General features: G+C 42.2%; 20 protein-coding genes. 10 read left to right on the forward strand and 10 right to left on the reverse strand.

The window, feature by feature from the left end; all coding sequences use genetic code 11:
* Positions 1 to 258: 258 nt before the first annotated feature.
* The 7 genes from adh to MKZ26_RS13635 form a co-directional block, all read right to left on the reverse strand.
* Positions 259 to 1800, reverse strand: coding sequence for an aldehyde dehydrogenase (gene adh, locus MKZ26_RS13605; protein ID WP_067204639.1), 1542 nt, complete (start codon positions 1798 to 1800; stop codon positions 259 to 261).
* A 308-nt stretch (positions 1801 to 2108) separates the two neighbouring features.
* A complete protein-coding gene (locus MKZ26_RS13610) occupies positions 2109 to 2876 on the reverse strand; it encodes a 3-hydroxybutyrate dehydrogenase (protein ID WP_340766497.1) in 768 nt (255 codons plus the stop codon).
* Between the two features lie 21 nt (positions 2877 to 2897).
* The gene (locus MKZ26_RS13615; RefSeq protein ID WP_187046445.1) at positions 2898 to 3662 is read right to left on the reverse strand and encodes an SDR family NAD(P)-dependent oxidoreductase; all 765 of its coding nucleotides are present in this window, start codon (positions 3660 to 3662) and stop codon (positions 2898 to 2900) included.
* Positions 3663 to 3673: 11 nt separating this feature from the next.
* Positions 3674 to 4606, reverse strand: a complete 933-nt coding sequence (locus MKZ26_RS13620; protein WP_340766498.1) for a 3-hydroxyacyl-CoA dehydrogenase family protein — start codon at positions 4604 to 4606, stop codon at positions 3674 to 3676.
* A gap of 76 nt (positions 4607 to 4682) precedes the next feature.
* Positions 4683 to 5996: a GntP family permease gene (locus tag MKZ26_RS13625; protein ID WP_340766499.1), complete on the reverse strand. Its 1314-nt coding sequence runs from the start codon at positions 5994 to 5996 to the stop codon at positions 4683 to 4685.
* 31 nt (positions 5997 to 6027) lie between these two features.
* On the reverse strand, positions 6028 to 7308 hold the full coding sequence (hisD, locus tag MKZ26_RS13630) for a histidinol dehydrogenase (protein ID WP_340766500.1): 1281 nt from the start codon (positions 7306 to 7308) through the stop codon (positions 6028 to 6030).
* A 90-nt stretch (positions 7309 to 7398) separates the two neighbouring features.
* On the reverse strand, positions 7399 to 8385 hold the full coding sequence (locus MKZ26_RS13635; RefSeq protein WP_340766501.1) for a LacI family DNA-binding transcriptional regulator: 987 nt from the start codon (positions 8383 to 8385) through the stop codon (positions 7399 to 7401).
* Between the two features lie 143 nt (positions 8386 to 8528).
* On the opposite strand from MKZ26_RS13635, the gene MKZ26_RS13640 reads away from it, so the two are divergent.
* The 9 genes from MKZ26_RS13640 (at position 8529) to MKZ26_RS13680 (ending at position 18662) form a co-directional block, all read left to right on the forward strand.
* Complete coding sequence (locus MKZ26_RS13640) at positions 8529 to 9695, forward strand: S1C family serine protease (protein ID WP_340766502.1); 1167 nt, start codon at positions 8529 to 8531, stop codon at positions 9693 to 9695.
* A 114-nt stretch (positions 9696 to 9809) separates the two neighbouring features.
* Positions 9810 to 10511 carry a response regulator transcription factor gene (locus MKZ26_RS13645; RefSeq protein ID WP_187046440.1) on the forward strand — a complete coding sequence of 234 codons (702 nt, stop codon included), beginning with the start codon at positions 9810 to 9812 and terminating at the stop codon, positions 10509 to 10511.
* A complete protein-coding gene (locus tag MKZ26_RS13650) occupies positions 10508 to 11923 on the forward strand; it encodes a sensor histidine kinase (protein WP_340766503.1) in 1416 nt (471 codons plus the stop codon). The genes MKZ26_RS13645 and MKZ26_RS13650 overlap by 4 nt, the downstream gene beginning before the upstream one ends.
* Positions 11924 to 12051: 128 nt before the next feature.
* A complete protein-coding gene (locus tag MKZ26_RS13655; protein WP_340766504.1) occupies positions 12052 to 12882 on the forward strand; it encodes a hypothetical protein in 831 nt (276 codons plus the stop codon).
* A gap of 112 nt (positions 12883 to 12994) precedes the next feature.
* Positions 12995 to 13885: a peptidylprolyl isomerase gene (locus tag MKZ26_RS13660; RefSeq protein ID WP_340766505.1), complete on the forward strand. Its 891-nt coding sequence runs from the start codon at positions 12995 to 12997 to the stop codon at positions 13883 to 13885.
* A gap of 326 nt (positions 13886 to 14211) precedes the next feature.
* The gene (locus MKZ26_RS13665; protein ID WP_340766506.1) at positions 14212 to 15402 is read left to right on the forward strand and encodes a hypothetical protein; all 1191 of its coding nucleotides are present in this window, start codon (positions 14212 to 14214) and stop codon (positions 15400 to 15402) included.
* A gap of 64 nt (positions 15403 to 15466) precedes the next feature.
* Positions 15467 to 16702, forward strand: a complete 1236-nt coding sequence (locus MKZ26_RS13670; protein WP_340766507.1) for a Zn-dependent hydrolase — start codon at positions 15467 to 15469, stop codon at positions 16700 to 16702.
* Positions 16699 to 17874, forward strand: a complete 1176-nt coding sequence (locus MKZ26_RS13675; protein WP_340766508.1) for a M20 metallopeptidase family protein — start codon at positions 16699 to 16701, stop codon at positions 17872 to 17874. The genes MKZ26_RS13670 and MKZ26_RS13675 overlap by 4 nt, the downstream gene beginning before the upstream one ends.
* A 245-nt stretch (positions 17875 to 18119) precedes the next feature.
* A complete protein-coding gene (locus MKZ26_RS13680; protein WP_340766509.1) occupies positions 18120 to 18662 on the forward strand; it encodes a hypothetical protein in 543 nt (180 codons plus the stop codon).
* 966 nt (positions 18663 to 19628) lie between these two features.
* Here MKZ26_RS13680 and MKZ26_RS13685 read toward each other — a convergent pair.
* Genes MKZ26_RS13685 through MKZ26_RS13695 form a run of 3 tightly spaced genes read right to left on the reverse strand, consistent with a single transcriptional unit; the run spans position 19629 to position 22326 of the window.
* Positions 19629 to 20846 carry a M20 family metallopeptidase gene (locus tag MKZ26_RS13685; protein WP_340766510.1) on the reverse strand — a complete coding sequence of 406 codons (1218 nt, stop codon included), beginning with the start codon at positions 20844 to 20846 and terminating at the stop codon, positions 19629 to 19631.
* Between the two features lie 18 nt (positions 20847 to 20864).
* Positions 20865 to 21596, reverse strand: a complete 732-nt coding sequence (locus MKZ26_RS13690; RefSeq protein WP_340766511.1) for a small-conductance mechanosensitive channel — start codon at positions 21594 to 21596, stop codon at positions 20865 to 20867.
* 22 nt (positions 21597 to 21618) lie between these two features.
* Positions 21619 to 22326: a DUF5058 family protein gene (locus MKZ26_RS13695; protein ID WP_340766512.1), complete on the reverse strand. Its 708-nt coding sequence runs from the start codon at positions 22324 to 22326 to the stop codon at positions 21619 to 21621.
* Between the two features lie 230 nt (positions 22327 to 22556).
* Between MKZ26_RS13695 and MKZ26_RS13700 the strand changes: the two genes are divergently transcribed.
* On the forward strand, positions 22557 to 24368 hold the full coding sequence (locus MKZ26_RS13700) for a helix-turn-helix domain-containing protein (protein WP_340766513.1): 1812 nt from the start codon (positions 22557 to 22559) through the stop codon (positions 24366 to 24368).
* The last annotated feature ends 43 nt before the right edge of the window (positions 24369 to 24411 follow it).

The following is a 24411-nucleotide window of genomic DNA, read 5'->3' on the forward strand; positions in this document are numbered from 1 at the left end:
TTTCGAATCAATCACGCCTCGGCGTGATTGCGTCCGGATTCTGAATTGAGCTTGAGGCCTACAGGATGTAGGTCATGCAGTCGTTGCGACAGGAAGTCGCGAACTTAGACTGCCTTCCTTAACTCCCTTCAAAATCTGTGACATCCGCCGGAGGCTTTGGGCCAACAGGATGTTGGTCATTCAGACGTTGCCGCAGGACGCGGCGTTCTTAGTCTGAGATCCACAATTCAGCGGGGTTTGAACCCCCGCTGAATGAAATTAAAAGAAACCTTGTTTGTTTTCGCTGTAGCTAACAAGCATGTTTTTCGTTTGTTGATAGTGGCTCAACATCATTAAGTGGTTTTCACGTCCAACACCGGACGCTTTGTAACCACCGAACGCAGCATGCGCTGGGTACATGTGATAACAGTTCGTCCAGACCCGCCCCGCTTGGATGCCGCGACCGAAACGATATGCCGTATTCATGTCGCGCGTCCAGACACCCGAACCTAAGCCGTATAGCGTATCGTTCGCAATTTCAAGCGCTTCTTCTTTTGTTTTGAACGTTGTAACCGAAACAACAGGACCAAAGATTTCTTCCTGGAAAATCCGCATTTTATTATTTCCTTTAAAGACAGTTGGCTTGACGTAGTAGCCGTCTTTCAAATCGCCTTCAAGCTGATTTTGCTCTCCGCCAATCAGGCATTCCGCACCTTCCTGTTTGCCGATATCTAGATAGGAAAGAATTTTCTCCAACTGTTCAGTTGACGCTTGCGCACCCATCATGACAGTTGGGTCAAGCGGATTTCCAGTTTTAATCGCTTTTACGCGCTCAATTGCGCGGTCCATGAATTTATCGTAAATGGATTCTTGAATCAATGCACGTGATGGGCATGTACATACTTCACCCTGGTTCAGTGCAAACATGACGAAGCCTTCTACTGCTTTGTCCAAGAACGAATCGTCTTCGTCCATAATGTCTTCGAAGAAGATATTCGGTGATTTACCACCTAATTCGAGCGTGACAGGGATTGCGTTTTGTGAAGCGTATTGCATAATCAGACGCCCCGTTGTCGTTTCACCTGTGAATGCAATTTTCCCGATACGTGAGCTCGATGCAAGCGGTTTACCTGCTTCAAGACCAAAACCGTTCACGACATTCAAAACACCCGGAGGTAATAGATCTTCTATCAATTCTACAAGTACAAGAATTGATGCCGGGGTCTGTTCAGCAGGCTTCAGCACGACACAGTTTCCTGCAGCAAGTGCTGGTGCTAGTTTCCATACCGCCATCAGAATAGGGAAGTTCCATGGAATAATCTGTCCAACGACACCGATTGGCTCATGGAAATGGTACGCTACAGTATCGTCGTCAATCTGACTAACTCCACCTTCTTGCGCACGGATTGCACTAGCAAAATAGCGGAAATGGTCGATAGCAAGCGGCAGATCTGCATTCAATGTTTCACGAACCGCTTTGCCGTTATCCCACGTTTCAGCAACAGCTAGCATTTCTAAGTTTTGTTCAATGCGATCAGCAATTTTCAGTAACGTATTCGCACGTACCGTAACAGACGTTTTGCCCCAAGCATCTTTTGCAGCATGTGCCGCATCCAACGCAAGTTCAACATCCTCTGCAGTCGAGCGTGCAACTTCTGTAAATACTTTCCCCGTTACCGGCGTCACGTTATCAAAGTATTCCCCTTTAACCGGAGCTGTCCATTTTCCACCGATAAAGTTATCGTAGCGTTCTTTAAAGTTTACTTTCGCACCTTCCGTATTCGGAAAAGCATAAATCTGATTTTCTACCGCTTGTACCATTTTTCCATTCCTCCCTGTGAGTTGAATTTTTCACACAATGCCACTATATGTCGCAAACTTCCTCCGTATGCGCCTCTACCAGAAGCAATTAATGTATGCGCTTACAACAGACTTGAAATAAAAAAGAAGCTTGTCCTCTTATTCTGTCAGACTATGTTGATTATTTCAACTACTAGACTTTATAATCGTTCGACATAGATTGACATGTTCATCGGGAGTTACTTTATTATCCGTGCGTGGTAAATTAAAGGGCCTACTCGTAAGTCTATAAATCGACTTACGAGTAGGCCCTTTATATAACAATGGTTTTACTGAGCAGTGTAGCCGCCGTCCAAAATAATCGCTTGTCCAGTCATACCCTTTGCGGAGTCACTTGCAATATACAAAGCTAAATCCGTTATCTCCTTCACATCGAGCAGTCTTTTTTGAGGAACTAATGGGTATAGTACTTCTTCTAAAACTTGTTCAACTTCAATATTTCTTGTTTTTGCAAGGTCAGCAAACTGGTTCCTCACTAATGGCGTATCGACATACCCTGGACAAATCGCATTGACAGTAATTCCATCTGCAGCCGATTCGAGAGCAGCTACTTTCGTTAAACCAATTACCCCATGTTTTGCAGAGTTGTAAGCGGCTTTTCCAGCAAATCCAATAACGCCATTAATAGAAGCCATGTTAATAATTCTTCCAAACTGTTGTTTCTTCATATGAGGCAGTGCATGTTTGATGGCTATAAATGGTGCCGTCAACATAATTTTTACAAGCAGTTCAAACTTTTCAGTAGGGAAGTCTTCGATAAATGATACATGTTGCATCCCCGCATTGTTGACAAGAATATCAATCCGCCCAAACTTCTCAACCGTAAATTCAATTGCCTTTTTGATGTCCTCTTCTTTTGTAACATCACAGACAATTCCTTCGACATTTTTCCCCATTTTGGAAAGTGCTTCATCGACGGCTTGTTGCGTTAAATCAGAGATAACAACTTTAGCACCAGCATCAGAAAACGCCTTTGCAATATCGAATCCGATTCCCCTTGCTGCTCCAGTTATAAATAACACTTGATCTTGCATCATATTCTTTGCCACCTTTACCTTTTAGATTGCTGTCCATCCACCATCTACTTTAATCGTTTCACCTGTAACAAAATTTGATAGGTTCGATGCCAAGTAAAGAACCGCTCCCGAAATATCTCCCGGTTGTGCCAGTTTGCCTAAGAGAATTCGACTTTCTACATCATTTTTAAATGCTTCATCTTCAAACATTTTAGTCGTCAATTCTGTTTCAATAAATGTCGGAGCAACAGCATTTACATTAATTCCGCTTTGCGCCCATTCGACTGCCAACGCTTTTGTCAGTTGAACCGCTCCACCTTTACTTGCACAATACGCCGCCCTATTATAATAACCAACAAAAGCCATTTGCGATACGATATTGATGATCCTCCCACTGCGTTGTGGAATCATGTAAGTAGCGGCTTCCTGACTGCAAAAGAACGTAGATTTTAAATTTGTATCGAGCACTTGATCCCAATCATCTTCCGTCACTTCTATCGCCGGTTTAGCGATATTAACCCCCGCATTGTTCACCAATACATCTACCGTTCCAAATTGGGTCGCTACCTCATCCACCATCGCCCGAACCTGCTTGATATCCTTTAAGTCCGCTTGAATCGATTTACATTTCGTATTGTATTGGTGTAATTCCACTAGCGTGTTATGTAACGCATTTTCATCTCGGCCTACGATAACGACATTCGCTTTTAGCTCAGCGAATGTCCGGGCAATTTCTTTTCCAATCCCCTTACTCCCGCCCGTTACAATAACCGTTTTGTTTTCTAAATCCGAAAAGTATGGTTTCATATTAGCATCTCCTACTCTTTTAAATCGTTTTTCAGGAAGTGAATTAGCGTTTTCTCCCGCTCTGCATTGATTGTTTCAGAAGTTTCTTGATCCCACATATAGAATCCTTCACCACTCTTATCACCGAATTTCTTTTGATTGACTAGATTTGATAAGTAAGCCCCCGATTTATCTTCAGTGCTGAGATCTTCAAACAAGTAATTTGAAATCGCCGAGAAAACGTCAAGGCCTCCCATGTCCGCAGTCATTAACGGTCCCGTTATCGGCAAGCGTCTCCCAATGCTATACATTACAGCTGCATCGATATCTTCTTTCGTCGCAACACCTTCATCGAGCAGCGATTGTGCCTCGCGGAATAAAGCATACTGCAGCCGGTTCCCGATGAATCCCGGGACTTCTTTGTTTATTAAAATCGGCTTTTTATTCATTTCGTTCAATAAATTCATAGCACGCTCAATCGTTACCTGATCAGTTTTCTCCCCTTTAACCACTTCGACAAGGGGGATTAAATGTCCCGGATTCCAAAAATGTGTAACGATAAAACGATTCGGGTACTCCATTTCTTCCGCTAAAGAAGTTGGCGTAAATCCAGACGTATTACTCGCAAGAACAGTATCTTTACTACATATTGCTTCAATCTCTTTATACAATTCCCGCTTCATTTGACTATTCTCTGGAATGACTTCAATTATAAATGTTGCCTCTTGTACAACCTCTTCTAATGAAGTTGAAAATTCAATGCGCATACGAATTTCCTCAGCCATTGCTTCATTAAATAAATCATTGTGTACCATTACTGTTAATTTATTGCGAAGCCCTTTGTCTGCTGTTGCTAAGTCTTGTTCATTCATACCAGAGATTTTGACTTCAATCCCTGCCCACGCTGCTGATAGCGCAATTGAATGTCCCATCGTGCCGCAACCAATGATTGCTAGTTTTTCCATAACGGTCTACCTCCATTTTTCGATATGATAAAATACCCAACAAACTATAACAATTAGCTTGTTGGGTATCTATTACTTACATGCCTAATGAGAATAATACGACAGCTAACACGACGCCGAGTATTGGTACTATGACCGTTAATGCGCCAAACGCAGGATATGCGTCTTTATGCGTTTCGCCAGCAATTGAACGAATTGTCGTTACAACATAACCGCCCTGTGGCAATGAATCCAAAGAGCCTGAAGAAATTGCGACCACACGGTGTAACGCATCCGGATCGACACCCAAATCTAAGTAATGAGGTGCAAGCAGTGGTAAAGCAATCGCCTGTCCACCTGATGATGATCCAGTTAAACCTGCAATAACCGCTACTGCAAGTCCTCCTCCTATGAGAGGACTGCCTGGTATAGCCGTCATAAAACTAACAGCATCACCAAACGCGGGCGTTGCTTTTATGACTCCGCCAAACCCTACAACCGCGGCTGTATTGGCAATTGCAATAACTGCACCCATTGTTCCTTCTGAAACCGCTTTCCCAAAGTTTGAGAAATACTTTCTGTTGATTAAATACGTTGCGATTACACCACTTGTAAGAGCAACGATTAACGCAGATGTCCCCAATGAGTTATGGAATATAAATGAGATGATTAACACAACAACTAAGGGAATTACACTTAACAATGGACTCGGTAAATGCTCCCTCACCTCATGATGATCCGTTTCTCTATCAACAAAATGTTCGCCTTTTGCCAACGCTTTTGAAATCATTTTTTTCAGCCACCAATAGCCAAATATCGCCATAAATGCAGCTACAATTATACTTACTTGCCATCCAGCATACGCAGTTGTTCCCAGGAACTTAATTGGAATCCAGTTTTGAATTTCTGGTGAACCCGCAGAAGTCATGGTAAACGTTGTAGATCCAAATGCTAATGTCGCTGGAATGAATCTTCTTGGTAAGTTTGCTTCTTTAAACAAACTGATGGCCATTGGATAAACAGAAAATGCAACGACGAATAAACTAACTCCCCCATACGTCAGGATTGCACAAGCGATTACAACAGCAAGAGCTGCCCGTTTCATACCAAGCTTGCCTACAATCCATTTCGAAACACTTTCTGCCGCACCGCTATCTTCCATAACTTTACCGAAAATTGCTCCAGTCAAGAACATTAAATACCATGAGCCGATGAAACTTGAAAAACCGCCCATATAATTTGTTACAAAGTTAGCTATCCCTTCATCCGGTACTCCCGGAAATAATGGAAGGCCACTTAATAGTGCAACAACGAGCGCTGACAGCGGAGCAGCAATTAGTAAGTTCATGCCCTTCATTGTCAAATAAATCAATAATGCTAGTCCCCCAAATAACCCTATCATCCCTAACATCGAATCGCCTGCCCCCTCTGCAGAAAAGAAATTATGCTTTCTTTCCGTACCTTCTTACTCGTAATAACGCTTGTTCAGCATGACCTGCAAAGTTCTCCAATTGACAGAGACGCGCTGCATATTCGCCGATATAAGCACTCGCTTCAGGTGTCACTTTTTGGTACGTTACCGTTTTGATAAACTTACCTACCCATAGACCGCCTGTATAACGAGCTGCACCTTTTGTTGGTAATGTATGATTCGTTCCAATCACTTTATCGCCGTATGCAACGTTCGTTTCAGGCCCTAGGAATAGACAACCGTAATTTGTCATGTTTTCTAAGAAATAATTCGGATCTGCTGTTAGAATTTCAACGTGTTCAAACGCTAGTCGGTCGGCTTCTACAAGCGCTTCTTCAATGCTATCCACTAACAGGATTTGGCCGTAATCATCCCATGAAACACGTGCAACGTCAGCCGTTGGTAACACTTTAAGTTGTCTTTCGATTTCTTCTACAGTTTCATAAGCAAGTTTTTCCGAAGTCGTGATTAAGGCACCCGGAGATGTTGGACCGTGTTCACCTTGACCAAGAATATCCGTAGCAATCATTTCAGCATCTGCTGTTTCATCCGCAACAACTAATGTTTCAGTAGGTCCAGCAAACAAGTCAATTCCTACGCGACCAAATAATTGTCTTTTTGCTTCTGCCACGAAAGCGTTTCCAGGCCCGACAATCATATCGACAGATTGGATCGTTTCAGTTCCAATCGCCATAGCAGCCATCGCTTGGATTCCACCTAATAAATAGATTTCGTCCGCACCCGCCAAATACATTGCCGTGATTGTTGCATTCGGGATTTCACCGTTAATTGGCGGCGTGCAAGCGATTACACGCTTGACACCAGCAACTTTTGCCGTCAACACGCTCATATGAGCAGAAGCAACCATAGGGTAACGTCCACCAGGAATATAACAGCCGACGCTGCTTACAGGGATATTTTTATGCCCTAAAATAACGCCTGGAATGTTTTCTACTTCTACATCGTTCATTGACGCTAATTGCGCTTCTGCAAATTCACGAATGTTCTTTTGAGCAAATTTAATATCTTCGATTACTTCCGCAGGTACTTGCGCTACGATTTCTTTAATTTGTTCTTCGGTTAATCTGAATGCCTCAGGCGACCATTTATCAAATTTCTCGGAGAACTCACGAACCGCTTCGTCTCCTCTATTCTCAATTTCTTGAATAGCATTCGCTACAATTTTCGATACTTCAAGATTGTTTTTAGTCAATTCTTCTTGTGATTTACCAGCTTTCAATACTTTAACCATTTTATTTCCTCCTCTTTCTTTCTTGCATACGTATGCAAAGCACTTTATAGGTAAAGAGTATTTCAAATACTCTAGGAAGTCAACCTTTTTTTATGTCGTTTTACGCTCGATTAAAATCCCATTTACCTCTATATTGTCAGCGAAACCTGTGTACTCCTCTATTTCCGACATTAAATAACTGACTGTTTGATTTACCATTTCATTAATCGGTTGTGCCCAAGTCGTTAGACTATACGTCGGCCACGAAGCCATTTCAATATTATCAAACCCAATTACTTTCGTAGCTTCCGGAATAGCAATCGAACTTTCACGAAGTGCATCCAACACGCCTAACGCCATGATATCGTTCGCCACAAAAAATGAATCTGGAATTCCATTTTCATTTATCACTTGCTGGGCAATTTTATATCCGCCCTCATATGTATAATCCGATCCAATCCTTTTCAGGGCAATGTTATTTTTCTTAAGTGCTTCAGTGAAACCTTGTTCCCGCTCTTTACTTGTCGATGTATTTTGATTCCCTGCAATATAAATGATATCCGAACTACCTTTATCAACAAGAAATTGTGCAATTTCCTTACTTGCCTCTAAATTATTACAACACACAGAGTAAAAATCATTACTCGCGATTTTTCTGTTAAAAAGCACCAAAGGGATTTTATATCTTTTAAAGTCTTCTATAGCATTTAAAGACAGTGACGCGTCTGTAATAATGACACCTGCAACATTATAATTAAATAAAGTATCGATATCTTCTTTTTGTATTTCGTCATTATTCGTGTATACAAACATAATGCTATAGCCCAAACTTTTAAAGGCCGTTGTAAATTGCTTTAAAACTTGAGGATAAAAAGGATTTTGAATACCCTTCATCACTATACCAATGATTTTCGTTCGATTCGTAATTAAACTCCTCGCCAACTCATTTGGCCGATAGCCTAATTCTTTCGCGGCAGCTAGCACCTTTTCCCTTGTTTTCGCAGACACTGTGGCTCCTTCAAAGTAAACTCTAGACACAGACGATTGAGATACGCCCGCATGTTTTGCGACATCCATCGCAGTAATTAACTTTTGCACTTCACTCACACCTTTAGAATCATATTATTGATTCAACTATACCCTCAAAACAGCTACTTCATCAATCGTTAACTTCTTGGTAATAGTTTGTTCATATCTTCCAACTAGAATAAAGAGTATCAGATGAAACGGGAGGAATTATCATGGAGACAGAAAATAGAAACAAATCGGGTAAACGATTTTTAGCAACACTAGGAGCAGGTGTTATTGGTTCGGTATTAACGTTAGCGGTCGTAGTCAATACAGATCTACTACAAGGCGGTTCCGCTGAAGTGGTACCTGTCACTACGGATACGGTTCCCTATAATGTACAGCAAACAAGCACTAAAGATATACCGTCACTTTCCGATATGGTAGAACAGTCTTCCGGCGCAATTGTCGGGATTGTTAATTACCAAAAAGGGAATAATCCTTTTTCACAGCAAGCTGAAAGTACCAAGAGCGGTTCCGGTTCGGGTGTCATTTATAAAATAGATGGTGACAAAGCATTTATCGTGACGAATAACCACGTCATCGAAGGCGCAGAAAAGCTTGAGGTTTCACTTGAAAGCGGAGAGACAACAACGGCTACGCTCGTTGGAAAAGATGCACTAAGTGACCTTGCTGTCCTAACTATCGATGCGAAGTATGCAGACACTTCCCTAGAATTCGGCGACTCCGATAAACTTCGTGCAGGAGACGATGTCATCGCCATTGGGAATCCCCTTGGCCTCGACTTCTCCGGTACAGTAACCCAAGGGATTGTGAGTGCAGTCAATCGATCCATCAACGTGAAGACTTCTGCGGGCGAATGGGAAATGAATGTAATCCAAACGGACGCAGCCATTAACCCCGGGAACAGTGGTGGCGCACTCCTCAATGCAGCAGGACAAGTCATTGGCATTAACAGCTTAAAAATTTCTGAAAGTGGTGTCGAAGGACTTGGCTTTGCGATTCCAAGTAACGAAGTCATTCCATTAATTGAAGAAATGACAACAAATGGACAAGTTGAACGCCCATATATCGGGATTGGACTTGCGGATCTTGATCAGGTGCCACGGACCTATTTGCAAGGTCTTCCGAGTGAAATTAAAGCTGGCGTGGTAATTGCAAATATTGATCCTGAATCTGCAGCAGGAAAAGCGGGCCTCGATGTAGAAGATATAATAACAGCGATTAATGGTACTGAAGTGAAGAACTCAACAGAGCTACGGAAGTTCTTGTACACGAATCTTGCTGTCGGTGACAAAGCAACATTTACGATTTATCGCGGTTCCGAGTTGAAAACGGTTGACGTTTTACTTACGAGCAATGTATCCACGGCAAATTAATATACTCGTCCAAACACCTCTCCTTCATTCCATGGGAGGGGTGTTTGCAGTTGCTAATTTCTCGTTTTCGATTTACCTTGAAAGGAATGGCAGTGCAACAGGAGGTGTGTTTTAGTGAGAATTTTAGTAATTGAAGACAATGAAAGTGTATCTTCCATGATTGAGCTATTCTTCTTGAAGGAGGAAATCGATGGTTCATTCATAAAAAATGGTTTGGAAGGTTTCGAAATTGCGAAGCAAGGCGGCTGGGATTGTATCATTATTGACTGGATGTTGCCTGGCATGGATGGGATTTCGATTTGCCATAAACTACGGCTAGCAAACATTGCTACGCCCATTATTATGCTAACCGCAAAAGATGGTGAATCAGACCAAGTGCTCGGACTTGAAATGGGTGCAGATGATTATGTCACAAAACCCTTCAGTCCACTGGCACTAATGGCTCGCATTAAGGCGGTAACACGCAGGTATTCAACGCTAAAAGACAAACCACTGCAAGATGGCGTCGTCGAAACCGCCCATTTTAAGATTAACCTTAACACACGTGACGTATTGCTCGATGGCGTGCGAATACAAAACCTGACTCCAAAAGAATTCGATCTACTGTACCATTTTGTCCAGCATCCGAAACAAGTTTTCTCACGTGAACAATTGCTGGATAACGTTTGGGGATATGACTTTTACGGTGATGACCGAACTGTCGACGTGCATATCAAACGGCTTCGCACGAAAGTCTCGACGGATGAACAACCTTTTTTCCATACTGTTTGGGGTGTCGGTTACCGATTCGACGAAACCATAGGTGACTCAAAGTGAAAGTAAAATACTTATACCAGCAACTTGTCAGTCACTTCAGCGTAATCGTCATTGCCTTTTTATTATTAAGCTTACTATTTTCACATTATATTGAGCAGTTTGTCTATGCAAATAAAACAGAAGAACTTCAGACATATGGGCAATCTATTTTACGAGACATCCAACAAGACCAACGAAGTTCTGACAAGATCTTAAAGTCTTACGGGCAAGTCCTAAATGGTCGGGATATTCAATATAGTTTATTCGACGAAAACTCGGCCATCATTTACTCGACAGGCATAAAAACGCCGCTCATTAGTTTGAGTGAAAAAGAATGGCACGATATTAAAAATGGTCAACCTGTAACTGTGAAGCAGGATTTCAAACGATTCAACGAAGCCGTCACATTTGTTCTACTTCCCTATGTCCAAAACAATCGATTTGTCGGCGGTATACTTTTGACGTCACCCATAAAGGGCTCACGTGAAGTTATTTCGCAAATGAATACTTATTTGCTTATTACAACATTCATTGCACTGACCATTTCGCTTCTTCTCAGCTGGATTTTGTCGACTTTTCACGTTAGGCGTATTAAACGGCTTCAAGATGCAACTTCTGCCGTCGCACAAGGTGATTACTCAGTACGTATCCCCTCCTCAGATTTTGATGAAATCGGTGAACTTGCGGGTGATTTCAACGAGATGGTTGAAAAATTGGATGCCTCAATGGAGGAAATTGAAAATCTCGAAAACAGACGCCGCCAATTCATGGCCGATGTGTCACATGAATTACGAACACCCCTTACAACAATAAGAGGCATGATTGAAGGTCTAAAAAATAATATGATTCCTGAATCTGAAAAAGAAAAGGGATTACAGCTCGCCACTAATGAAACATTGCGGCTTATCCGTCTGGTCAATGAAAACTTGGATTACGAAAAAATCCGCTCCAACCAAGTCACACTCTTTAAACAGGACATCCAGCTCGTTGAACTAGTAGAAATCATCAAAGATCAGCTCGATGGCGTTGCGGCGGAACGAAATAACGAGATTTTTGTGGCTGTAGACCCAAATATAGTGGTGTTTGCAGATTACGACAGACTCACCCAGATATTGATCAATATCACGAAAAACAGTATCCAGTTTACCGAAAACGGTAGGATCTATCTTCGCGGTTATATGAGCAAAACAAACTGTATCATTGAAATCGAAGATACAGGAATTGGGATTGATCCTGATGATGTCGAGAAAATTTGGAGTCGTTTTTATAAAGCCATTGTATCTAGAACAACGAATCCATACGGCGAATTCGGACTTGGCTTGTCGATTGTAAAAAGTCTCGTCATGATGCATAACGGCGCAATCGATGTAACAAGCGAAAAAGGAAAAGGTACAAAGTTTACGCTGTCGTTCCCTGTACAAAACGAAAACTAAAAATCTGTTTTAGCTGCTATGCATTGTGCATAGTAGCTTTTTTAATATCTCGTTCATACCCCTGTCATAATTCGTTCATACTCTTCGGGCATACTAAAATTAATCAGATCTATGAAGGAGGAAAATAAATGAAGAATAATGCAATGAAATATGTTTTAGCAACGGTATTGACTCTAGGTGTAATTGGGTCGGTAACTGCCTATGCGAAAGAGGACAGCGAGACGACGAAAAGCTCCCCTTCGTTCGAACATAAACATGGTGATCAAGGAGATGCTAAAAAGTTTATTTCTGAGAAGGCAGAAGAACTTGGTATTAAAACTGACGGCAAGGACACGAAAGTAATTTTCGAAGAAGTACAAAAAGCCATGACGCTAAAACACGCGAAAGAACTAGGCATTGATACTGAAGGTAAAGAAATAAAAGCCCTTCAGAAAGAAATTTGGAATGCGAAACTTCAACTAGCAGCTACAGAGTTGGGCATTGATGCAACTGGCAAGGACGATGAAACGTTAGCAAAAGAAATTCGCGAAGCACAAATTACGAAAGAAGCAAAAGAGCTTGGTATCTCCACTGTTGACAAAGACTTCAAAGCACTTGCAAAAGAAGTTGGGCAGGCTAAAGTTTTAAAAAAAGCAAAAGAACTGGGTATTGAAACAGAAGACAAAGATCATCGTGACTTAATGAAAGAAGTACGCGACAAAGAAATTTTCAATGCTGCTGAAAAACTCGGCATCGATACAGCGAACAAATCCGCACGTGAACTAATGGATGAAATCCGTACAAATTACGCCGACAAAGTTGAAGAATTGGACATCTTCCCTTCTAAGGTAGAAAAAGACTTTTTCTTCGATAGACCACGTAGTGGTAAAGGAGAACATTTTGAAGGTCGACGCGAACATGACAAAGACGACAATGAGGGGAAATCACAAGTACCCGAAAAAAGTAATACCCAAGAATAAATAGACTAAACGAAAAAACGAATCTGTTTTTTCGTTTTTTTATTCCCCGTAATAGTTTGTTCATATTTCTCCTGTAGAATGAAGTTATATCAAACATTGGAGGAATTTAAAAATGCGTAAAAAAAGGTTATTCCCATTGTTAGCAGTCAGTCTACTCGCAATTATTCTAACTGTCACAACAGGCTGCTCAAAAGATTCAAAGGCGGCAGATGAAACTGTTGCAACTGTCGGTGATGAAAAAATTACGAAAGATGAATTATATGAAGTTCTCGTTCAATCTGCTGGAAAAGAAGCACTTACTGCAATGATTGACGATAAAGTCGTTGCACTTGAGTTGAAAAAAGAAAAAATCTCTATTTCAGATAAAGAAGTAGATGCAGAACTTGCAATATATATCGAAAATGCAGGTGGACAAGAAGCGTTTGACGCAGCACTTAAGCAGAATACAATGACTGAGAAAGAATTCAAAGAGAATATTATTGACTATTTATCTATCCGAAAAATACTTGAGCCACGTATTGAAATAACTGACGAGGACATCAAAGCGTACTTCGAAGAAAACAAAGAGTCCTTTAACGAGGAAGAACAAGTCGCAGCCAGCCATATTTTAGTGGAAGATGAAGCCACAGCGAAAAAAGTTGCGAAGAAACTTGCAGATGGTGAGGATTTCGCAGCACTTGCAAAAGAATTCTCAACAGATACAATGAGTGCAGAAAGTGGCGGAGAATTAGGCTTTTTCCCACGTGGTAAAATGGTAGCCGAATTTGAAGAAGCAGCCTTCTCCATGAAAGTTGATGCAATTAGCGACCCTATAAAAACAGAACACGGTTATCATATTATTCATGTAACCGATAAGAAAGCAGCAAAAGCTGCAACATTTGATGATCATAAAGAAGAAATAAAAGGACTATTACTAGAAGAAGGTGTACAAGCAGAGTACGTTAATTGGTTAGATGAAGTAAAATCAGACTATAAAATCGAGAATTCGTTACTAACAAGTTAATTGACACAGCCCCTTTTATAGTGATTTAAGAAAAGCGCTGGAGCCCAGAACACTGCTCCAGGTGAAAACGTATGCTTTCTTATCTTTGAATAAAACCGCCTCCATGCAGATTAACGTTTCTGCATGGAGGCGGTTTTTATTATTTCAAACAAGTAATCCGATTCATTGAACTATAATCCAACCCAATTCCTAATTATCTCCAAGTAAGCACTTTCATTAGTATTAAACGCGATATATTATATGCAATGTGTAAAATCCACTATTATTCGACACGTTTTTATGTTATTCTAGTTAAAATTCTATATTGTCTGAAAGGAAAGAATACTATGCCTCAAATGTTAGCTTTAGTTATTGTTGTTGCTATTTTATATATCGGAGATGCCATTTCCGTCCGAACAAATGCATGGGTTCCATCCGTTTTCGTCAGTGCCGTCCTCTTCCTACTTGGATATTGGACATTTTTCCCGCCTGATATTGTTGCGATTGCAGGCGTACCTCCCGCTGTTGCTACCATGTTGATTTATTTACTCATTACAAATATGGGGACATTGCTTTCACTTCAACAACTGAAAGAGCAGTGGAAAACAATCACAATTTCCCTATCAGGAATTCTAGGGGTTGTCGTTCTTCTCTTCGCAATCGGAACATTTCTGTTCGGTCTCGAGACAGTTATTATCGCAATTCCACCTCTCGTGGGAGGCATTGTATCGTCCTTAATCATGTCGCAAGGTGCTGTGGACGCGGGACTAATTAGTTTGTCCGTATTCGCAATTGCCATTTACATTATAGCAGGGTTTGCGGGTTACCCCCTTACGTCGTTTGTTCTGAAAAAAGAAGGGATAAGGCTTCTTGGGAAATACCGAAAAGGGGAACTTTCGGTCAACCAAACGAGCGATCATCCATCTCCTGGTGAAGAACCGAATGACCTGAAAATGTTTAGTAAATTACCAGAAAAATATAATACCGATTACTTTAAATTTTTCAGGCTGGCAATCGTCGGCTATTTAGCGTACCTCACGTCTACATTCCTTGCACCATTCGTTTCAATCAGCCCATACGTCATTTGCCTATTGTTCGGAATTATCGCTGCCAGCGTTGGATTCTTGGAACCGCAAGTGTTGCAAAAAGCAAACGGTTTTGGATTGGCTATCATGGCGCTTATGTTATTCGTTTTCGATGGATTGAAAGTAGCAACACCTGCTATGATCGTTGAAATGATTTATCCACTCATCGTATGTATTATTTTAGGCGTTATCGGAATGCTCCTCTTCTCGTTCTTCATGGGGAAAGTGCTAAAAGTAAATAAAAATATGGCATTTGCCATTTCCTTGACCGCCTTTTACGGATTCCCAGCTGACTATATTATTACGAATGAAGTCATCAACTCCTTAACAGAGGACGAAAAAGAAAGAGATGCATTGACTGGGCAAATGATGGCACCGATGCTCGTCGGTGGATTTACAAGTGTCACGATAGTTTCGGTCATCCTCGCAGGCATCTTTGTTGGATTCTTGTAAGAATTGTCTAAGTGACACAACCAATTGACGCATTATTTGAATGATGCTACTAGGAGGACTAGATATGACAGCCAATCAACAACGGATTGAACAACATATCGAATTGTTGAGCCGATTTACAGCTACGCCAGGTGCGGGTGTAACGCGGCTTACCTATAGCCAAGAAGATTTACAGGCTCGGAATTATATTAAAGAAAAAATGGCGGAGTACAATCTAACAGTGACGGAAGACGGGTTCGGCAATATCTTCGGCAAGCTTGAAGGAACTTTACCTGACGCACCTTCTGTTATCGTCGGCTCTCACTTTGACTCTGTACCGAATGGTGGCGCGTATGACGGTGCTGCAGGCGTTGTTGTCGGATTAGAAGTTGCTGCATTGTTCAAAGAGAACCATCTTAAGCCAGCCTACCCGCTTGAAATCATTGCGCTTGTTGAAGAAGAAGGTTCCCGTTTTGGCGGTGGCCTAATGGGCTCACGTGGGATGATGGGTTTATTGACAGCAGAAGATTTCAAAACACTTGCTGATAAAGATGGCGTTTTAGCAGTAGATGCGATGGCAGATATCTCGGTCAACCCAGCGAATGCGAAAAAACGAGATCCGAAAACGATTAAAGCCTTTCTAGAGTTGCACATCGAACAAGGCCCTATTCTCGAGGAGACAAACATTCAAATTGGTGTCGTTGAAGCAATTGTTGGACTGACTCAATTGGAAGTGACTGTACAAGGCCAAGCTGGACATGCCGGTACAACACCAATGGATCGGCGCTCCGATGCGCTTGTTTCCGCGGCGCACATCATTGCCGCCCTCCCAGGTATTGCAAGCGGTGAAGGTCAAGGAACTGTCATTACAACGGGTCGGTTGAACGTCTTTCCGAACGGCGCAAATGTTATCCCAGACAAAGTTGTCTTTAGCGTAGACATTCGTTCAGGTAAAGAAGAGCATGTACTGAATGCAGTTCGCAAAGTGGAAGAATTGATTGTACAACAAGATGGCAACGGTATTCGCACGTCAATTGAACAGCAACTCTACATTGAGCCGAAAGAACTCGATAGCAGCATCCGCTCTTTATTAAAAGAAGCGAGCGACCATCTTGAAATTCCTTATTGTTCAATTAATAGCGGTGCGGGCCACGATGCAATGGTATTTTCAGATTATACGGCTTGCGGAATGGTGTTTATCCCAAGCAAAGACGGGCTAAGTCATTGTCCGGAAGAATGGTCGGATCCAGGTCACCTTGCAGACGGCACGACTATTATCTATGAAGCGGTAAAGCGATTAACGGAGGCTAAAACAACATGATCAATCAAAAAATAAAAGATGCTATCACAAACTATAGCGACGAACTGACGGCACTGCGACGCAAATTACATAGCGAACCAGAACTGTCGTTCGAAGAAGTAAAAACAACTGCGTTCGTTTGTGCCTATTTAGACGAACTCGGTATTCCCTACCGCAAGACAGAACCTACTGGCGTTATTGCTGAAATCAAAGGTACGTCGGGCGGCAAAACAGTCGCACTGCGCGGCGATATGGATGCACTCTCTGTTGAACAATTAAACACGCATGTACCTTATGCTTCCAAGATTGAAGGAAAGATGCATGCATGCGGCCATGATGCACACACATCGATGTTGCTAATCGCTGCAAAAGCATTATCCGATGTGAAAGATGAACTGCCGGGTAACGTACGCCTGCTCTTCCAACCCGCAGAAGAAATTGCGCAAGGCGCAAAAGCGATGGTCAATCAAGGTGCAATGGACGGCGTCGACAATGTTTTCGGCATCCACATTTGGTCGCAAATGCCGACGCATAAAGTTTCTTGTACACCAGGCCCCTCATTCGCTGCAGCTGACATTTTCAAAGTCCACTTCACAGGTAAAGGCGGACATGGTGCCATGCCGCAAGACTGTATCGACGCGGCACTTGTTGCTTCTTCGTTCGTTATGAATGTCCAGACTGTCGTTTCACGGACGATTGACCCGCAGCAAGCAGCGGTCCTGACTGTCGGTAAAATGGAGGTCGGCACGCGTTTCAACATTATCGCTGAGAATGCTTTGATTGAAGGAACCGTTCGTACGTTCAATCAAGACGTCCGCGATCAAATCGAAACAAGCATTTCACAATACGCCAAAAGCGTTGCTGACATGTACGGCGCAACTGCGGAAGTTGAGTATATCCGTGGAACACAACCCGTTGTCAACGACGAAGAGAGCGCAAACCTTGTTCAACAAGTTGCAGCTGAAGCATTCGGTCCAGACGTTGTCTATGATGAAAAACCGACGATGGGTGCCGAAGATTTCTCGTTTTTCCTCGACAAAGCACCTGGCAGTTTTGCACTTGTTGGTAGTGGTAATCCTGAAAAAGATACGGAGTGGTCACATCACCACGGCAACTTCGATATTGATGAAGATGCGCTCGTTACTGGAGCAGAACTATATGCGCAGTATGCATGGGCTTATTTGAATAAGTGATTAATTGAAGGAACGGAAAAGCTGGTTTGGCTTTTCCGTTTTTTTGTGCTTGGCGGTGATAATAGGCTCGATGCCGGTGATAAACCCCATTGAGTCGGTGATAACACGCTCCATGCCGGTGATAAACACAGTTGAGTCGGTGACAAGATACTCCGCGGTGGTGATAATCTTGTTGCAGTTAGTCATATAATCGGTGTGCTATGATAAATCTACTCACTACAACTCGATTGAAAAGAGGTGTTCCTATGAATTTCATTGCTTGGACAATCGTTGCGTGCGAAATTGGTTTCTGGGTCGTCATTGCTCTCGGACTTATCACCCGCTATATTTTCAAACGCGAAAAGCTCGGTTTTTTCTTCCTTGCTTTGACACCAGTTATCGATTTACTATTACTCATCGTCACAGCAACTGATCTATACAACGGGGCAACCGCAACACAAGTACACGCCATCGCGGCAATCTATCTCGGGTCTTCTATCGCGTTCGGCAAAAGCATAATCCGCTGGGCTGATGAACGGTTTCGTTACTACATTCAAAAAACGGGCACAAAACCGGTGCGTAAAGCCGGATTTGAATACGCTCGACACTCGATGAAGGGCACATTGCAGCATCTGCTCGCTTATATTATCGGCGGTGCTTTCCTTGTCGCAATGATTTATTTCATTGGGGATCCAGCAAGAACAGAAGCACTATCCTCTACTTTGAAAGTATGGGCACTCGTGCTCGGGATTGACTTTGTCATTTCTATTTCGTACTTCATCTGGCCGCGTCCAGAGAAAGTTAAATAAGCTAATTGCAAAAGTCGATCTTTTCGAAAGATCGGCTTTTGAGATGAAGTTACTTATTTCTGTTCTAATCTTGTAAAAGTACGGTCAGATGCTTAGACGTACTTCGGTTTTTATAAGGCATATGATCGGGTGTGCGGGGGTTATGATCGGGTCGCTTGTTATACGATCGGACTCGCGGGGGTTATAATCGGGTCACTTGTTATATGATCGGTCGCATGGGGTTATGATCGGTTCGTCTGTTATATGATCGGCTGCACGGGGTTATGATCGAGTCACTTGATATATGATCGGATGCATGGGGGTTATGATCGGGTCGTCTGTTATATGATCGGACGCGCGAGGGTTATGCTTGGTTCACTTGATATATGATCGGATGCGCCGGGGTTATGATCGGTTCGCCTGTTATATGATCGGACGCGCGAGGGTTATGCTTGGTTCACTTGTTATATGATCGGCTGCACGGGGTTATGATCGGGTCACTTGTTATATGATCGGTTCGCCTGTTATATGATCGGACGCTCGTGGGTTAGGATTGGTTCACTTGATATACGATCGGATGCGCCGGGGTTATGATCGGGTCACTTGTTATATGATCGGACGCATAGGGTTATGATCGGTTCGTCTGTTATACGATCGGATGCGCCGGGGTTATGATCGGTTCGCCTGTTATATGATCGGACGCGCGGGGGTTATGATCGGTTCGCCTGTTATATGATCGGTCGCGCGTGGGTTATGATTGGTTCACTTGATATACGATCGGATGCGCCGGGGTTATGATCGGGTCACTTGTTATATGATCGGTCACACCAGGGTTATGCTCGGTTAACAACATATATGATCGGACTCACCGGGGTTACGCTCGTTTAACAACATATATGATCGGATGCAATAGGCCATTCTTTCACCAAAGATCAACTAGTTTCCAAACAAAAAACCGACCTATTCAATAGGCCGGCTTTCGTCTCATTAATCAATATCGTAATAACTACAAACTACTTCAGCAACAGATTTTGCTGAAACCAGAAGGGCATCTTCATCAATATCAAATTTTGGGTGATGATTCATGAACGCCCTTTCTACGCCTTTAGGTTTGCAACCAATATTAAAGAAAACGCCTGGAACTTTTTCCAAGTAATACGCAAAGTCTTCTGACCCCGAAAAGACGGGGAATTCCACAACTTCTTTGATATCGGGATCATCTGATTTTTTCAAAATGGAAACAACTTCTTCAGTCACCGCTGGGTCATTATAAAGCGGCGGATAATCAGCCGTATACGTCAACTCGCACCTGACGTCAAACTCCAGTTCAATGCCGCTCACAATGCGATGAATTTCCCGGGAAATTAACTGCTGGGTATCCTCATTCATATACCGGACATCACCTTCAAGCTCTATGCTATCTTTGATAACATTAAACGAACCTTTTCCGTCAAATGAACCGATTGTAACAACACCCATTTCAAACGGATTTAAACGCCTACTGACAATGGTCTGGATTGCCGTTACAAAATGAGCACCTGCAATAATCGGATCGTTCGACTGATGCGGGGATGATCCATGACCGCCACTTCCTTGAATCACCAATTTAAAATACGTTCTCCCCGCCATTGCAAAGCCGCTGCGATAACCAATCGTACCTGTTGAATGCGAAGGGAATAAATGCGTCCCAAAAACTAGATCCAAATCATCTAGCACACCTGATTCAACAATACTCTTTGCTCCACCCGGCGGCGTTTCCTCCGCATGTTGGTGAATAATTTTAATTGTACCCGCAATCGATGATTTCATCTGAATGAGACAATCCGCAAGAATTAACATGTACGCGGTATGCCCGTCATGTCCACATGCATGCATCACGCCGTCATTTTTCGATTTGAACGGAACATCTGTCGCTTCATGAATCGGCAACGCATCAAAGTCAGCACGAAGTCCGATTGTCTTACCGGGCTTATCCCCTTTAATTGTTACGATGATTCCATATCCATTACCAACATTCGTCTGCACTTCTACATCTTTTCCTTTATAAAAGTCAGCGATATATTGCGCAGTTTTTTCTTCTTTAAAAGACAGTTCCGGATTCTCATGTAAAAAGCGTCGAATTGCTATCATTTCGTCTTTACGACTTTCTAGCAGTTGCATTAATTCCTTTTTCGTCTTAATTACTTCTTCTACTCGTTGACTCATAACTAGTAGCCCCCTTTATTATTCTGCTGCCTTTTTGTTTTTTAACTTCTCAAGAAGTATACAAGCAACGACTGTTCCTAGTATACAAAGAAACGTTTTCATTGAAGCCGGTACCGGGCCCAAGTTAACCAGTAGTCCAAAAGCCAATCCAACGATGCCCCATAGCGGTTTCTTAATGGCAAATTGAGCAATAACCCCACCAAAAATGGCTGGCAGGACAAACTGGAAGCTAGCGGTCAATGTTGCCGGCAACAATGCAATCAGATATGAACCGAAAAGAATCGCGAACACAAGAATGACTGTATTGACGATGGAAGCCGCTGCTATAGCGAGCGTTGCTGTTACTTCCCCTTTTTTCGTCCCAGGTTCTGCACCGACTACACTTTGAGCAATTGATGCACTTGGCAGACACATATTACCTATATTGCCAGTTAAAAAAGCAAGATAAGTGCCCGAAACACCCAAAATCGGATAATAACTAATTGGTTCAATAAACCACACTACCGCAATAATCGATGCATAAGCAAGGAACCCGGACAGTATTGGTGACCATCCCGGATGAAAACCAAGACCAAACGATAGATAGAGAGGCAAAGCCAACGTCAGTACGATAACGCTCCAAATCGTCAAGCGTCCCCAAAAATGTGATTTGGCATGAAACGTTGCAAAATCGAGTGTTGTACCTGTCTCCTTCGTCCGTAAATCCCCTTGCGTCATCACTTCAGTTTCCGCTTCATTCATAATCGTCATACCGTTTCTCCTGCCTTCCTCGTTAAGTTAGTAACAGTCCTATTGATAACCCCACAACAATAACTAATCCGAGAGACCATTCTCTTAACCAATTCATTTTAAACTTATTAGAAGCCCATATGATAACCGGCATGACAAGAAATGCAGCTATAAATACCACCGTCTCATTGATCCCTTTTATCATTTGCCCTGCACCAAAATAACCAAAAGCCCCTATCATTGCTGCAGTCGAAACAATACTCAACAGTTTAACATTGCTATTTTTTCTCGAAATTTTCTCTTGAAACTTACCCAGTGATTTCGTGAATAACGCAGTAACCAATAACCAGCCCATTCCACCAAGACACATGACCCAAACTGCAGTCGTGAATGCTTGTTCAGTAAATGTCGACGAACCCAGTTCCGAGCCGGCCGCCTGTGCTCCTAGACTCGCGCCGACCGTTTCGATTGGTGCCGATCCGACGATACCGATTCGCATGAGTGTAACCGGATTTCCAAGGAAAGTAATTAAGGAAATCGCGACGATAATAATTGCAAAAGAAGGCCCTAACGAACTGATTGCCCCCGTCCGCACGACCGACTTCACCTCCAAAGTTGTCAGTCCAACAGAGGGAGCTGTTTTTGAAGCAAGCCTGATGAAGACAACTGCTTGGAATATAACAATACCAATGACGAGAGCCGCAATAATCCATATTGGGAAGCTGTTTGCTACTTTCAAAACTTGTTCCATCTTCTTTCCTCCTCATTACGTTTTGTCACCGGCAATTTTAAACGGTTACTATTTTCGTATTACAACTAATTCGCAGGGTAAATAATAAAGCGCTTACATTATTAGAATTTTTGCTCTTTTCAATTTATGTTCATTACTATACACTGGAATTAGTGTGATAACAATGTGCATTCATACACTGTTTTAGTGAATTATATAGATATCTCTACACCACCGGAAGGAGAAAAGAGATGAAAACAGATAAGACAACTAATCCTTTATTACAAGGGAAGTTAAGAGATGTTGAACTGACAGTTTTAGTCGACAGCATTCGTTCAATCACTTCCAGTTTGGACCTTGACGAAGTTTTGGGGGAAATTATGCGGAATGCACTCAAAGTGATTCCAGCTACAGATGCAGGGTATTTAATGCTTTACGACGTGGGGACAGAGCGGCTACTAGTAAAAGCACCACTTGGGTTTAATGACAACATTTACAATTTCAAAGTGAAACCAGGAGAATCTATTACAGGGACTGTATTCGAGGATGGGCTAGGACTGATATTCAACTCCAAAGAAGAAATACTCAAGGCAATGGATTATCACCATGTTTCAAAATCGAACTTTCATCATATTATTTCATCCGCAAACATCCCAGAAGCACTTATTTGCGTACCCATTTCCATTGAAGATAAAAGGATTGGCATCATGATTACCCATCAATGGCATCGAAAAAAAGTGTTGGATGAACATGATCTTCTCCTACTGCAGGCGTTTGCTGAACAAGCCGCTATCGCCATTCAAAATGCACAGTACTTTACAGAAGCAAATAATCGAATCGAAAAAATTACGCAGTTAAGTGCGCAGCTGGAAGAACGAAATATTCAACTTCAAAAAAGGCATAAAGTGCATGAAACATTGACCACTATTTCGTTGGAGAATAAAGGTCTCGAGGCAATCGTCCATGAATTCAACCTAATGCTCAATTCACCCGTTACCTTTTTCAACGTCATTGAAGACAAATTCTATTTACATGACCCTAATGAAATACCTAATTTCGATCAATTTGAACTGAAAAAGATCTTTTTAACAAGAAGGAAACCTGTCCACCTCAAAGCGAATCACCCTTCCGTAAAAACCTATTATATCTACCCTGTTTATAATGGCCCTGTTTTTCTTGGGTGTTTCCTGATTCACGTGACAGAAGAAATTTCCGAGTCAGACCGAATTGCACTCGAACAAGGCAGTTCCATATTAGCTTTGGAATTAATCAAAAATCAAACCGTCACTGAATACTTTTATAAAAAGACGCACGAACAATTCCTTGCGCTGTTAAACGCAAAGAACGATGAACATCTTGAAACACTCGCAAAGGAGTTCGGCCTAAACGCCTCCACTCATTGGTTTATGGCGATTTTTGAAATACCAAATTACACAGATTTGCAGCTACTGGAAATCAAGATTCACCATCTAGTACTGAAATTAAAAAACGAACTACCCAAGACTGAAACAATGATTTATGGGTTACAAAATCGAGTCATCTTCTTCGCCTCTATAACAGAATCCAGCCACTTTAAGATCTTCCAACAAAAGTTCGACGTCGTCAAAGAAGAGTGGGATGCGAAGGATCAACAATCTTTCCGCGCTGGCATTAGCTCGACTTATAAAGGATTACACGCCATTAAAAAGATTTACGAAGAAGCGAACAAAACACTGACCTACCTAACTTCACGTAATCGACTGGATATCATTCGTTACGAAAACATTGGGTTAAACAAGCTCTTTTTAAATCAGTCGCCCAGGGAAATCCAACAATTTATCGATGAGGTCTTTCTTCCCCTATCCTACCCTCATGAAAAAAAGTCCGAGTTGGAAGAAACCTTGCTGACCTATTTTGAATCAAACCGTTCCGCTACAAAAACAGCTAAAAAACTACATATTCACATCAACACACTATACCAGCGCATTCGAAAAATTGAACACGTACTGCAACTCGACTTAAACGACAATGAAGACTCTTTGAAAATACACCTAGCCTGTCATCTACGTTCTACTTATGTATAAAAATCGAAAAAGCCGACCCATCATAAGGTCGGCTTTCTTCGTA

It is taken from the genome of Sporosarcina sp. FSL K6-6792 (genome assembly GCF_038004885.1).
GTDB lineage: Bacteria > Bacillota > Bacilli > Bacillales_A > Planococcaceae > Sporosarcina > Sporosarcina psychrophila.